Genomic DNA, 13,473 nt, shown 5'->3' on the forward strand with positions numbered 1-13,473 from the left:
CGTCTCTAATTGACAGACTTACTCATTCGCGCCATTTTTTGATGCTCTCGTTGTCACTGGTCAGATTCATAATTATAACACGTAGTCCTACTTCCAGCGGTGAAATCGGTCGATATGGTAGGTGACGTTTCGAACGGTCTGCTCTGCGTAGCCTTCACGCTTCTTTGGATTCTTCCCGACAGTCTCGAGCCACTGGATAAGCCGCGCTTGTATTCGCAGTAATCAGTTAGCTTTCGATCCGTACGCACGTTTGCTGTCGGCTCGGTCACGACCGGAATGTCCGTCACAGCTGCCCTCCGGGAATGAGCTTGGCAGGTTCTCGAAATCGCTATACACCGTCGGAATCGGTGTGGGGAACCCACGGACTGAGCGTTCGGACGCATGTCTGTTTCATCCGTGAGTCAGCCGAAAAGTGCTGTCCGCGGCGAAGTCGCGGGATGCGCGGACCGGGATTTGAACCCGACTGCGAGACGGTCGCTCACTACGTTCGCGCTGCGACTCGCGTGCTTCAAATCCCTCTTCCGATTTCTGCCGCTCGCGGTCTTGCTCGCAGCAGAAATGCGCGGACCGGGATTTGAACCCGGGCCATGAGCTTGGAAGGCTCAGGTCCTACCACTAGACCATCCGCGCGCAGTCTCCCATTCCGGCGCCTCGTTTATGACTCTTCCTTTTTCCTCGTCTCGTGGTGGTGACTGGCAGGCCACCGAACGAGGGCCTACTCGCTCGAGCGATCGAGAACTCGGACAGCGCAGGTCTAAAAGGAGGACCGACAGTGAAAACGAAATCGAGGGAATCGAGGGAGCAGTCGGAAGCGTGGGGACGAAGCGGACTACCGCTCGAGGACGGTCCCGCCGGAACCGACGGCGATGGCGACGGAACCGTCGGCCACGGCCTGCAGGTTCTCGCCGACGGGCGTCTGGTTCAGGGTCCATTCACCGCCAGACAGTTCGAAGATGACGCCGCCGCTACCGACGGTGTAGCCGGTATCTCCGTCGGTCTCGACGTCGACGAGGTCGGCGTCGCCGAGGCTCTCGGGGACCCACTGCCCACCGTCGGACTCGGTGCCCTCGTCCGACGAGGTTCCGCTCGCGTCGCTCGCGGAACTACCGTCGTACTCGAAGATCGAGGCGTTACCGCCGCTGACGGTGACATCGTCGGCGGCGTCGCTGTCGAGGCCGTAGAACGTGGCGTCGGCGTCCTCGATACCGATGGGGTTCCAGGTGACGCCGTCGTCGGTGGCGAACACGCGGCCGTTGGTATCGATGGCGTGACCCGCGCGGTCGTCGAAGAACTCGATGGCCTTGAGGCCGGAGCCGCTGCCGGGGACGACATACTCCCAGGTGCCTTCCTCGCCGTTCTGGAAGCTGTAGTGGATCGAGCCGGAGTCGTCGGCGACGTAGACGTCCGCGTCGCCCGCGGGGCCGGTGACGGCGATATCGTTGAAGTTGGCCGTGTAGTCGTTCGGCGCGGAGCGATCGACGAGGTTGCCGGTGGTGACGTCGTACTCGCCGATCGCGCCGCTGGCGCCGACGATCCAGAGCCGCTCGCCGCCGTCGGACTCGTCCGACGAGCCTCCGCTCGCGTCGCTCGCGGAGACGCCGTCCGTGACGGCGACTCCGTAAAGGTCGTTCCCGTTGCCGGTCGGACCGCCCTGCAGGACGACCTCCCAGCCGGTCTCGGTCCGCTCGAGCACAGTGCCGCCCTCCGCGACCGCGTGGGCGTTCGTCACCGTGTACGCGACGTCGTGGAGAGTGCTGTCGACGGGGGTCTCGACGGCCGTCCAGCCGTCTTCGGATGCCGACGCGGCCGCGGGGACGGTAGCTGCGACGAGCGATGCGCCTGCGAGCTGCAGCGTCGAGCGTCGCGTGAGTCGCGTCATAGCGCGTCCGGGGCTGGGGACGAAGGCCGTATAAAGCCAAACGGCGATTCACGGAATTACGGATCGAGCCACAGTTTCGTTCGCTCCAAATTTTACACAGACGACGTTCAATGAAACCGTAATCTCTACCGTGCTGTCGGGAACGGCCCGATTTTCCGGATTCCATGAGGAGTATTCACAATCGATTTCGAGCGGCGATAACTACTGGCGTTCCGCCGAAAACCGGACCAGAGATAGTTCATCGACCGACCATAAACGGACGATCGGCGGCCGTACCGGCCGCTCTCGGCCGATCGTGTTCGGGCTACGGTGATTCGGCGGCGGCCGTCACCGTCGCGTAACAGTTTCCGCTCGAGAGCTCCCAGTCGACGACCTCGAGCGCGCTCGCCTCGAGGGCGGCCTCGAACTCGTCCGGAGCGTAGATGTGGTAGAAGCGGTCGACGGTCTCGCCGCCGGGAAGCGTCCACTCGACGGTCGTGTCGAACCCCTCGTCGGCGTCGAAGCGGTCGTGGGCGGTCGACCACGCGCTGACGAGGGCGCGGCCGCCCGGCGCGAGGACCCGCGCGAGTTCGTCGAGGCTGTCGCGACGAGCGCGCCGGGTCGGCAGGTGGTGCAGCGTCGCGACGTAGACCGCGACGTCGATGCGATCGTCGGCCAGCGGCAGCCGCCCGGCGTCGCCCTGGCAGAGCGCGACCGCGAACGCGCGCTCGCGAGCGCGTTCGCGACCGGTCTCGAGGAGGCCCCGGCTGGCGTCCAGGCCGACGACGGTCCCGCAGTGGCCGGCCAGCAGTTCGGCGTGCCGACAGTTGCCACAGCCGAGGTCGAGGCCGACCGCGGAACCGCTCCCGTCCGTCTCTGCCTCGAGGTCGTCGGCGACCGTCTCGACGAACGCCTCGACTTCGGGCCAGGCGTACTCTCGAGTGGACGCGAAGTGGTCGGCGATGCGGTCGTAGGTGTCGCGGACGGCCGCGCGTCGCGGCGCGTCGTCGGCACCCTCGAGTTCGGACTCCCGTTCCTCGGCCATCGTCGGCTTTCGTCGGGGAACGCGCAAAAACCGTTCGCAACACGAACGCCCCTGCCACGCTCGACCGTTCAGGATCGAGCGTGGCAGCCCCTTTCAGTCCCACCGAAAGCCCTGAGCCGCTGGCGCCGGCGCCAGCGGCTCGCCCCTTTCAGTCCCGCCCGTGCCGGCTGACTGGTCTGGCCACCGCGGACGGGCCCGAAGCGGCCGCCGTTGGGCGAGAGCAACGCTTCTGCGAGGACAACGAGACGCCGTCTCGTCAGAATTTCAGACCACGACGGCGAAGAGGAGGATCGACAGGCCGACCATGACGGCGGCGTGTTTCGCTCCGCTCCCGATATCGCCGGTGCTCAACTGGCCGGCGATCAGCCCCGAGAACAGGCCCTGAACGAGCGTCGCGTGGTAGAACACCGCGTCGTAGGTCGCGCGGTCGGACGCCGAGAACCCACCGAGTCCGTCGACGGTGGACCTGCCGGTGTCCGTCGCGGCGTCGGCCCCCTCGGCGGGCAGGTTCGGCAGGAGGAACGCCGTGAGCACCGTGATGATAAACAGGAACACCAGATACGAGACGTAGACGACGATGGTGTACTCGACCATCGTCTGCCTGCGCTCGCGCTCGAGGCGCCGGTCGGCCGCGGCCTGCCGGGCGGCGATCCGGAGGACGGTCGCGAGGTTCCCGCTCGCGTTCATCGCCTCGGTGAGCAGGGTCACGACGCGGGCGGTCGTCCGGGTTCGCACCCGCCGCTCGAGTCGGGCGAACGCGGTCTGGAGGTCGGCGCCCCACTGGACGTCCGCCCAGACGCGGTCGACTTCGATCCCGAGCGGCCCCAACTCCGAGCCGCGGACGTGGTCGACCGCCGAGACCAGCGACGCCCCGGCCTCGTTGACGCTCGCGAGCCGGTCGAGCAGGTCCGGGACGGCCGCCTCGACGGCGTCGATCCGGCGGCGGCGGAACTCGTACGGGATCGCGAAGCCGACCAGGACGACCAGCAGCCCGACCGCGATGGCGTCGTCGACCGCCGCGACGTCGACGCCGTCCTCGAGCGCCGCCGGCAACTGCCAGAGCGCTCCCGCGAGGGCGATCGGGACGGTGATCGCGAGCGACAGCGCCGGGCGCTCGCGGATCGTTCGGATCGGGTTCCCGAACCGCTCGCGGAGGCCGCGGAGCCGGCGGTAGTACCGAAGCCGTTCGACGTTCGGGTGAACGTCGGAACCGGCGCTGCCGGAGCCGACGGTCCCGCCGTCGGCCCGCGCCCCGCGACCGACGTCTCCCGGAAACGCCGGTGACGGAGCGTCGCTCGAGTCCGTCGCCGTCGAGTCGGGCGTCAGTTTCTCCGTGACGACGCCCAGGTAGATCACGAACGCGAGGTTCCCGAACGGCAGGACGAGGTAGATCAGCGCCCGCAGCGGCTCGAGCGTGTCGCCGACGGCGATTCCGATGACGACGAGGATCGTGATGAGGAAGAGCGGGCCCGCGACCAGCACCGTCACGTAGGCCTCGGCGAGCGTCGAGAGCAGTCCGAGCGTCCGTTCCTGCTGGGATTGGGCGTCCTCCTGATAGGCGCGGTACTGGCGCTCGAGGAACGCCGAGAGGCTGTGGCCGCTCCGGAGGACGCTGACCAGGTTCTCGGTGAACTCGCGGAACTGGGGACTCGGCGACCGCCGGCCCATCGTCTGGAGGGCGGTGACGACGTCCACGCCGAAGGTGTCCATGTCGCGAACCGCGACGTCGAACTCCGCGGCGGCCTCACCGTAGGTCGCCTCGTGGGCGGCGACGATCCGGATCGCCTTCGGGAACGCCATGCCGCTGCGCGAGAGGGCGTAGAGGAAGGCGACCGTCGAGGGCAGCGCCGTCTCGATCCGTCGGGCGCGCTCGTCGGCGACGTAGCGCGGGTACCACCAGCGGGCCCAGTACGTTCCGCCGGCGGCGACCGCCCCGAGCGTGAGACAGGAGGCCAGCAACAGGCCGAACAGTTCGGCCGGCGACAGCGTCGGGAGGCCGCCGAGGTTCGCGAGGAACGCGAGGGCGCTCGGCAACGCCGTCCGGAGCGTCTCGGGGTCGACCGAGAGCGCGAGCAGCAGTCCCCAGCCGACGTAGATGCCCAGTACCGAGCCCAGAATCGCGAACAGCCCGGCGTACAGAACCGTCTTCGCACCGTACTCGCGGTAGGTCACCGGCACGTGGGCGGCCCGGAGCGCCGCCTGCCTATCGGGGTGTTCGTCGCGGAACTCGTCGACGTAGCCGCCGAACAGGCCGATCGCGGCCCGCGTCAGCCGACGGTCGACGCCGTCGTGGCATCCGGCGGCGAGGATCGGCGCACAACAGAGCGCGGCGACCGCGAGCGGCAGGAAGTTCGACGGAATCACGGTAGTCAGGGCCCGTCGGTCTCGATCGGTCGGTCGGTATCGGGCCCGGACAGCCGGCCCGCGTCGATTCGAGACGGTCGATCGGTATCGAGTCCGGACGGCCGGTCGGAGTCGGTCTCTGTTTCGACATCGACGTCCGCCGCGTCGATCCGCTCGAGGATCCCCTCTCGGTCGGCGTAGTACTCGTTGACCAGCGCGGTAAAGCGCCGGTAGTCGGTGATCCCGTTCGCCTGCAGGTACTCGAGGAAGCGTTCGCGGCGCTCGAGTTCTGCGAGGAGCTCTCGTTGGCTCCAGCCGCGGTCGTCCCGGATCTCCTCGAGAACGGTGCTGCCCGACGACCGGAACGTGTCGGTGTCGCCCTCCCAGGTGAAGGCCGTCGAGTAGTCGAGTTCGCCCGTCCGCTGGTCGACGCCGTCGATCTCGGCGAGCACCTTGTTCCGGCGGACGCGGCCGTCGTCGAGGCGAGTCAGCGTCTGGACCGAGAGGATGTCGAGGCTGCCGACCATCGGGCGCGGGACGCCGATCGGCTCGTTCTCGAGGCGATTGATCGCCGTCTGGACCGAGTCGGCGTGCATCGTCGAGTAGGTGGTGTGGCCGGTGTTCATCGCCTGAAAGAGGGTGATCGCCTCGTCACCGCGGACCTCGCCGACGACGATGTACTCGGGGCGGTGGCGCAGGGCCGATCGCAACAGGTCGTACATCGTGACGTCCGTCCCCTCGTGGAGCCGCTCGCGAGTGACCGAGGAGAGCCAGTTGTCGTGGGAGAGCTGGAGTTCGCGAGTGTCCTCGATAGTCAGTATCTTCGCGCGCGGCGGGACGAACATCGAGACGGCGTTCATGCTCGTCGTCTTCCCCGAGGCCGTCCCGCCGGCGAAGATCAGGCTCTTGTTGTGTTCGATCGCCAGCCAGAGGTAGGCCATCTGTTCGACGCTGAAGGTGCCGTACTCGAGCAGATCGATCGGCGTGAACGGCTCGTCGGCGTACTTCCGGACGGTGAAGGCCGAGCCGCGCGGGGTCACCTCCCGGCCGAGCGCCAGTTCCGCGCGCGAGCCGTCGGGCAGCGTCGTCTCGACCATCGGGTCGCCGATGGAGATGTGCCGCCCCGAGTGCTGGGCGAGGCGCACGACGAAGTCGTCGAGTTCGTCCGCCCCGAAGGAGACGTTCGTCTCGACGTCGGTGTGCTCGTCGTGGTAGACGAAGATCGGGAGGTCGTAGCCGTCACACGAGATATCCTCGACGTGGGGGTCGTGCATGATCGGCTCGAGTCGCCCGTACCCCCGGAAGTCGCGGTGGACGTAGTAGAAGAGCCGATAGAAGGTCGCCGTATCGATCTCGGCGCCGTAGCGCTCGAGGTACTCGCGGATCGTCTCCCGTAGGAGCGTCTCGACGTCGTTTTCTCGGGTCGCGTTCCGCGTCCCGCTCGCGTGATCGGCGCCACTAGCACAGCCGACTCGTCGCTTCGCGGCTCCGCTCCGTTCGTCCTCGCGGTAGATCAGGGGGTCGCGAACGTCCTCGAACAGCGTCTCGAGCAGGCTCGCCTCGTCGTCCCGCAACGCGGGCTCGACGGTGTGGTAGCGGTGCTGGTTCGCGTCCGGATCGTGGCCGATGGTGACGAACGAAAACGGCGCGTCGACCCAGTACCGGTCGACCTCCTCGAGGCCGTCGATTCCGTCGAAGGCGACCAGCGGGCCGTGCACCGACGGGTCGTAGTTCGTCAGCCTGATCTCCGAGCCCTGCAGCGTCTCGCGGAGTCGACGGAGCGTTCGGCGCGCGCTCGCGAGCGTCGACTCGAGGCGACCGCCGCCGCCGTCGCTCCCGTCGGATGCGGTCGGATCGAGCGGATCGGTATCGCGCTGGTCGGACATGCTGTCTGCTGTGTTCGACTCGCGAGCGGGCTCGGGGATCACGCGTCGACGCGGCTCGCGAGCGGGGTCGTTCTCGTGGCATGTCGCGCGGCGAGTGGCATAAGTGAGACGGCCGTTCGATCCGCGCTCGAGCGACCCGGTGGCGGCACGCTCACCGCTGCCGTCACGGGATCGATCCGGACGAATGGTCGACCAGTCGTGCGTTACGTTGATACGGTGTGAGTGCGAAGCGACGGGTACGGAATGAGGCGCGAGCATTTCACGTTAAACGTTAGCAATATCGACTGGGTCGAAACCGACGGTGAGCCGAGCAAACCCTCGGTGTCGATCGACTTTACCGGCCCGGAGACGATGCTTCGCGAGCGCCTTACCGGCCCCGACGGCGACGTTCTCGAGGCGAGGGAGACCGACGTCGCACTCCGACTGCAGGAACCGCTGGGTACCGATACCGCGGGCGTCGTCAGCGTGACCAACCGGGTCACCGGCGAGTTCATCCTCGAACTCAACGAGGACGCCGACGACGTCCTCCAGTTCATTCGTGCGGCCCGGGGCTACGGGGAGGACGCGACCGAGGACGACGGCCGCTACGAGGTCGAAATCACGCTGGACGGCGACAGCTTCGTTACCTACGACAAACGGACCTTTCTCGTCTACGACGACGAAGGCAACCTGCTCCGCCAACACAGCCTGATCCCCAGCGGCGTCGAACTCTAGCGGTCGGGAGTTCCGATCGCTCGGAACTGACCGGCAGCTATAAGTGTTTTAGGGACGCCTAAACCGAACAGACACCGGCGAACGCCGGAGGGTCGAACTATGGCGAACGGACACCTTCTCACGACGGCGGCCGGAGAACAGCGATCGGATCCCGCGATCAACGACGCGGTGCTCGAACTCGACGGCGTCGCCAAGCGCTACGGCACCGAGGAGGTCATCGCTGACCTCTCGCTGTCGGTCCGCGAGGGCGAGATCCTGACGCTGCTCGGCCCGTCCGGCTGTGGGAAGACGACGACGCTCCGTCTCATCGCCGGCCTCGAGAAGCCCGACGCCGGCCGGATCGATCTCCAGCGCGATCGCGTCGCGGGAAGCGATCGGTTCGTCCCCCCCGAAGAGCGCGACGTCGGCGTCGTCTTCCAGGAGTTCGCGCTGTTTCCCCATCTGACCGCCCGCGAGAACGTCGCCTTCGGTCTCCGGGACTGGGACGAGCGAGAACGCGACGACCGCGTCGACGAACTGCTCGAACTCGTCGGCCTCGAGGCCCAGGGCGACGCCTATCCGGACGAGCTGTCCGGCGGCCAGCAACAGCGGATCGCGCTGGCCCGCTCGCTGGCGCCCGAACCGGAGCTGCTGTTGCTCGACGAACCGTTCTCGAACTTAGACGTCGACCTGCGCGTCGAGATGCGCGAAGAAGTCCGTCGGATCATCACGGAGACCGGCGTTACCGCGATCTCCGTGACCCACGACCAGGAGGAAGCGCTGTCGATCTCCGACCGCGTCGCCGTGATGAACGACGGCGACATCGAACAGGTCGACACGCCACAGGCGGTCTTCCAGCGGCCCGAATCCCGCTTCGTCGCCGGCTTCCTCGGTCACGCCAGCTTCCTCGCGGGCGAGGTCCGCGGCGACGGCGTCGACACCGCTATCGGCCGCGTCCGCCGCGACGACGTCAACGGGCTCGCCCACCAGTACGACGACACCACCGTCGACCTGCTCGTCCGTCCCGACGACGTAACGGCCTCTCCGGCCGCCGACGGGGAGGCCGACGGGCGCGTCGTCTACCGGCGGTATCTCGGGCCGACCGTGCTCTACCGCGTCGAACTCGACTCGGGCGAGACCATCGAGTGTATGCACAACCACGCCGACCGGATCGACCTCGACGAACGCGTCGCCGTCCGCGTCACCGCCGACCACGCCCTCGCCTGGTTCCCCGCGGATCACCGCGACGGCGCGGCCGAGGCCACCGACGCGGCCGGTTCGGGGGAGTCGACCGACGCCGCCGCGGACTGAGCCGCGACCGCCGCTACCGTCGATCGACGCACCGTCGTTTCTCGCCGCCCTCCCTCGAGTCGGAATCGCCCCGCCGATTCCGTCTGCGAGGGACAGTTTGATGTCCGTCTCCCGTAATCCCGAAACGATGGAGGCGCCATCTCGGCGACGGGTCGCGACGGCGTGCGGGCTCGCCGCGCCCGTCGTCGCCCTCGGTGCGATCGCGCTCGCGACGCTGCTGGCACCGCCGCAGACGTTCACCTGGCGCGCTCGAGCCCTCTCGGACATGGGTCGCTACGGCACCCGGACCTTCCCGCTGTTCAACGGCGGGCTGATCCTCGGCGGCCTGCTCGGCGTCCCCTTCGGCTGGCGGCTCTGGTCGGCGGCCCGGAACGGCCTCGAGCGCCTCGGCGTCGCCCTGTTGTGGACGGCCACCGCCGCGCTGGTCGGTGTCGGCGTCTTCTTCCTCGGTCACGACGCGTTCTACCTCGGCACCGAACTCCACACACCGGTCGCCCTGCTGTTCTTCGGACTCGCGCCGTTCGCACAGTGGACCTACGGGAGCGGACTCGTCCTCGAGGGCGACGCCCGGCTCGGGCTCGTCTCCGTCTGGCTCGGCATCGCCCATCCGCTCTGTTGGCTCGGCTGGCTCGCGAGTCGGGCCGGCGCCGCGGACCCGTCGGCGTGGTTCGCCGTCCCCGAGTTCGTCGCGGCCGTCGCCTTCGGCGGCTGGGTGTTCGCGCTGGCCGCGCGGCGGTATCGACGCGACGCCCGTAATCGGGAGAAATCGACGGACTGAGCGCTCCGTTCGGGTATTGTACCTGTCTCGCACACAACGCTTAAGCCCGAACCCTTCCTATACGCGACCATGCATAAAGACGAACTCCTCGAGCTACACGAAGAACTCGTCGTCATCATGGAGTACTTCGCCCAGCGGGAGGACGTCGATGAAGAGCTGTTCGAGCCGTACCGCCAGCTGGACGTCGATCCCTCCCACGTCCACAAATCGAAGAGCGAGCACAAACACGCCGTCTTCGTGCTCGGTAACGCGCTGGCGAAGGGGATGAGCGAGGACGAGTTCTCGAGCGCCGGCCGGATCGGCAAGCGCATGAAGGAGCTCGCCGAGGACGCCGAGTCCAAAATCTGAGTGCGAATCCGCCGCGGTCGAGACGCGGCGAACATCGAAGAAAAATAAACACTCTCTAGGCGAAACGTATTTGGTGCGGTTCCCGCTTGTTGTGGTATGGAACCGCGCACGCAAGAGCGCGTCGAACGATGGGATTCCCGCCCGTTCAGTGGCGGCTACGACGGTCTCTCCGATCTCGCTGACGCCGACTTCTCCGGAGCCGTCGCCGCCGCCGGGACGTGGCTGTTCATGCTAAACGGCCGCGTCGTCGGGGTCGTCGATGGCGCTATCGAGGACTTCGAGGCCGCGTCGGGCACCCGCTACGAGGCACCGGATCCCGCGCTCCCGCTGCTCTGTACGATGGAAGAGCACGGCGGCGAGACGCGAGCGAAGTATTACACCAACGAGACGCCGCTCCGGGAGGTCGACGAGACCCTCCAGAGCGGCTCGTTTACGGGCTACGTGGAACTGAGCGAGAACGTCCTCAGCGGCGACTACTACGCCGTCTACTACGGCGGTCGCCGGATGGCGGCCGCCTACATCGGGAACGCCGACCGCCTCCTCACCGGCGACGAGGCGTTCGAACGGGCCGCCGACGAGGTCGGGATCTACGAGGTCCGCGACGTCGAGATCGAGGTGACCGACGTTCCGGGGACGGGAGCCGACTCGAGCGACGCCGGCGGCACGACCGACACCGCCGCCGACGGCTCGAGTCCCGCGACGGAACCGGACCCCGCCACCGCGGACGGGACGCGGGCCGAGCCGAGCACCGATCCGACCGAATCGGCTATCGACTCGATCGATATCACGGAGTCGAAGTCGGATTCCGGCTCCGCCGAGACGGAGATCGAGGCTGACGGAACCGCGAGCGCACCGCTCGAGGACGTCGCGATCGGCGACGCGTCGATCGACGACATCGCGACGGACGCGGCCGACGGCGAGGCGTCGACCGACCCGTCCGGTATCACCGCGACCGACGAGGGAACGCTCGACTCGGATCCGGCCTCGAACGGGATCACCGACGCGGAGCCGACCGAGGCGGCCGAGTCGGTCGGTGCCGTCGACGATCGATCGACCGCGGAGCCAGCGGACGCGGGCGTCGGCGAGGAGCAGACGGACGCGACTGAGCTGGTCCACTCGGAGCGAACCGATTCGACCGATGCGACCGATTCGGGTGACGAACCCGATCCGGTCGACGCGGCCACTGCAGCCGATCCGGTCGGGTCGACGGAGCGACCGGCCGCCGAGCCGGACCGGCCGTCGTCGGACGATCGCACCCAGCCGTCGGCGACCGAAGCTCGAGGCGAGACCGTCGAATACGACGAGCGGACGTCGACGTCCGACGACGAGTCAGAGACCGATACCGACTCCGAGGCGGGGAGCACCGCCGGCTCCGGACCCGACCTCGCCGAGGTCGAAGCCGCCGCACAGCAACTCGAGCAGAACGACATCTCCTGGACCGAAGAGGACGTCGCGGAGTCCGCTGCCGACGGCGACTCGGCGGCGGCCGACGCCGGAGCGACGGCGGACGCACCGACGGCGGCGGATACGGCCGAACCCGCGACTTCGGGCCCGGAGCCGACGGGAGCGACGGCGGCAGCGACCTCGGAATCGGAACCCGACGGCTCGGAAGCGACCGACGAACGGTTCGACCAGGAAGCGCAGTGGCGCGAGACGCGCAGCATCCCGTCGATCGATCCGGACAACAGCCAGTCCGCCGACTCGAGTCGGGCGTCCGGTCGTTCCGAGACGACCCAACAGGCGCGCACGCGCCGCGAAGCGGAGGCCGACACGGACCGGAACGGACAGCGGCGACAGGCGTCCGGAGAGTCGACGCGACAACAGTCGACCCGTCGGCAGCGAGAGACCGACGCTGCCCGGCAACGCCGGCCGCAGCGGGCGGAGCGATCCGACGCCGCCGGCGCCGGGTCCGGCAGCGACGCCGGACCGGCGTCCGGCGAACCGAGCGGCGCCGGCGCCAGTGACGACCGAGTGGCCGAACTCGAGGCGCGCGTCGAGACGCTCGAGGAGCAACGGGACGAACTCGTCGCCGCGGCCGAGGAACTCGAGGCCGAACGCGACCGGCTGCAGTCGGAAAACGAGGAGCTCTCCTCGACGATCGATCGGCTCCGATCGCGGATCGAGGAACTCGAGGCCGAACTGGAGCGGGCCCGCGAGGCCGACGCCGGCGACGCCGAATCGACGCCGTCGGCGAGCACGCAGCTCTCGCCCGACCGAGCGCTGGCCGAGACGAACCTCTTCGTCCGATACGCCTCGAAGAGCCAGCCGACCCTCGAGTCGGCCCACGGCGGCGAGAGCGACCGTTCGGACGTCGCCGCGAACCTGCGACTCGAGCATCACACCGGGTTCGACGCGGCCGACGCCGCCGTCGACGGCCGGCCCTACGAGGAGTTCCTGGCCGGGACGATGGAACACCGGTTCGTCGACTGGCTCACCGACACGGTCCTCTTCGAGATCCGCGACACCGGCAACGCCGACGGACTGGGCGACCTCTACGACGCGATCCCGCAGATCGACCGCGCCGAACTGGACGCGACGATCTCGCTGCGGGACGACGAGACCGAGGACGTCCCCGATCAGGTCCGCTTCGACGTCGTCGCCTTCGACAAGATGGGGAATCCGCTGCTGGTCGCGAACCTGAACGACTCGCGCGAGCCCGCGACCCAGGACATGCTCGAGGAGATGGAGGAGGCCGCTTCGGCGGTCAAGGCGAACTATCCGGACCTGGCGGCGGCGGTCGTCGTCACCTCGAGCTACTTCGAGCCCGGTGCGCTCGAGGTAGCCGAGCGGGCGACCAGCGGGGGCCTGCTGAGCCGCGGCTCGAAGCTGAGCTACGTCAACCTCTCGCGGAAACAGGGGTATCACCTCTGTCTGGTGGAGTCCCGTTCCGAAGGATTCCACGTGAACGTTCCCGAGCTATAGGCGAGTCGCCGCGACGCGTCGCCGTTTTCACACTCCGTGTGCTCCGTCACCCGTCAGGCGCGTATCGACGGCAGTCTCGATCAGTCCGGTAGTACTCTGTACCGACCGGTCCGGCGGTGCTGCTGACGGACGACGGCGTGACTCCTCGCGGCGCGAGACTGCGCGGAAAAGGAGGGCAGCCGATCGGTCCGGACCGGTCGGTCCGTCGCGGCCGGCGTACCGTGGTAGTCAGACGGCGACTCGCGTCGCGAGACGCGGTTCTCCGGAACCCTCGAGGCGACTCGAACGG

At 68.1% G+C, this 13,473-nt stretch carries 9 protein-coding genes and 1 tRNA gene; 5 read left to right on the forward strand and 5 right to left on the reverse strand.

The window, feature by feature from the left end; translation table 11 throughout:
* Nucleotides 1-559 precede the first annotated feature (559 nt).
* The 5 genes from WD430_RS02105 to WD430_RS02125 all read right to left on the reverse strand — a co-directional run bounded on the left by WD430_RS02105 (nt 560) and on the right by WD430_RS02125 (nt 7,132).
* A tRNA-Gly gene (locus tag WD430_RS02105) sits at nt 560-630 on the reverse strand.
* A gap of 199 nt (nt 631-829) precedes the next feature.
* Nucleotides 830-1,879 (reverse strand): hypothetical protein, encoded by a 1,050-nt coding sequence (locus WD430_RS02110; RefSeq protein ID WP_339104384.1) that lies wholly within the window; start codon nt 1,877-1,879, stop codon nt 830-832.
* Between the two features lie 304 nt (nt 1,880-2,183).
* Nucleotides 2,184-2,903, reverse strand: a complete 720-nt coding sequence (locus WD430_RS02115; RefSeq protein WP_339104385.1) for a class I SAM-dependent methyltransferase — start codon at nt 2,901-2,903, stop codon at nt 2,184-2,186.
* Nucleotides 2,904-3,167: 264 nt separating this feature from the next.
* Nucleotides 3,168-5,267: a type II secretion system F family protein gene (locus tag WD430_RS02120; RefSeq protein WP_339104386.1), complete on the reverse strand. Its 2,100-nt coding sequence runs from the start codon at nt 5,265-5,267 to the stop codon at nt 3,168-3,170.
* Between the two features lie 5 nt (nt 5,268-5,272).
* A complete protein-coding gene (locus tag WD430_RS02125; RefSeq protein ID WP_339104387.1) occupies nt 5,273-7,132 on the reverse strand; it encodes a type II/IV secretion system ATPase subunit in 1,860 nt (619 codons plus the stop codon).
* 243 nt (nt 7,133-7,375) lie between these two features.
* On the opposite strand from WD430_RS02125, the gene WD430_RS02130 reads away from it, so the two are divergent.
* The 5 genes from WD430_RS02130 (at nt 7,376) to WD430_RS02150 (ending at nt 13,184) form a co-directional block, all read left to right on the forward strand.
* Complete coding sequence (locus tag WD430_RS02130; protein ID WP_339104388.1) at nt 7,376-7,846, forward strand: DUF5793 family protein; 471 nt, start codon at nt 7,376-7,378, stop codon at nt 7,844-7,846.
* A 99-nt stretch (nt 7,847-7,945) separates the two neighbouring features.
* Nucleotides 7,946-9,136 (forward strand): ABC transporter ATP-binding protein, encoded by a 1,191-nt coding sequence (locus WD430_RS02135; RefSeq protein WP_339104389.1) that lies wholly within the window; start codon nt 7,946-7,948, stop codon nt 9,134-9,136.
* A gap of 127 nt (nt 9,137-9,263) precedes the next feature.
* Entirely contained in the window at nt 9,264-9,914 is a 651-nt protein-coding gene (locus WD430_RS02140; protein ID WP_339104390.1) for a DUF998 domain-containing protein, read from the forward strand.
* 69 nt (nt 9,915-9,983) lie between these two features.
* The gene (locus tag WD430_RS02145) at nt 9,984-10,262 is read left to right on the forward strand and encodes a UPF0058 family protein (RefSeq protein WP_008892689.1); all 279 of its coding nucleotides are present in this window, start codon (nt 9,984-9,986) and stop codon (nt 10,260-10,262) included.
* A gap of 96 nt (nt 10,263-10,358) precedes the next feature.
* Nucleotides 10,359-13,184 (forward strand): transcriptional regulator, encoded by a 2,826-nt coding sequence (locus WD430_RS02150; RefSeq protein ID WP_339104391.1) that lies wholly within the window; start codon nt 10,359-10,361, stop codon nt 13,182-13,184.
* Nucleotides 13,185-13,473 lie beyond the last annotated feature (289 nt).

This window comes from Haloterrigena sp. KLK7, assembly GCF_037914945.1.
GTDB lineage: Archaea > Halobacteriota > Halobacteria > Halobacteriales > Natrialbaceae > Haloterrigena > Haloterrigena salinisoli.

Excerpts from the sequence above, each read along its gene's own strand:
- WD430_RS02110 (WP_339104384.1), bottom strand. The coding sequence starts at position 1,879 with ATGACGCGACTCACGCGACGCTCGACGCTGCAGCTCGCAGGCGCATCG.
- WD430_RS02140 (WP_339104390.1), top strand. The coding sequence starts at position 9,264 with ATGGAGGCGCCATCTCGGCGACGGGTCGCGACGGCGTGCGGGCTCGCC.
- WD430_RS02115 (WP_339104385.1), bottom strand. The coding sequence starts at position 2,903 with ATGGCCGAGGAACGGGAGTCCGAACTCGAGGGTGCCGACGACGCGCCG.
- WD430_RS02145 (WP_008892689.1), top strand. The coding sequence starts at position 9,984 with ATGCATAAAGACGAACTCCTCGAGCTACACGAAGAACTCGTCGTCATC.
- WD430_RS02150 (WP_339104391.1), top strand. The coding sequence starts at position 10,359 with ATGGAACCGCGCACGCAAGAGCGCGTCGAACGATGGGATTCCCGCCCG.
- WD430_RS02125 (WP_339104387.1), bottom strand. The coding sequence starts at position 7,132 with ATGTCCGACCAGCGCGATACCGATCCGCTCGATCCGACCGCATCCGAC.
- WD430_RS02135 (WP_339104389.1), top strand. The coding sequence starts at position 7,946 with ATGGCGAACGGACACCTTCTCACGACGGCGGCCGGAGAACAGCGATCG.
- WD430_RS02130 (WP_339104388.1), top strand. The coding sequence starts at position 7,376 with ATGAGGCGCGAGCATTTCACGTTAAACGTTAGCAATATCGACTGGGTC.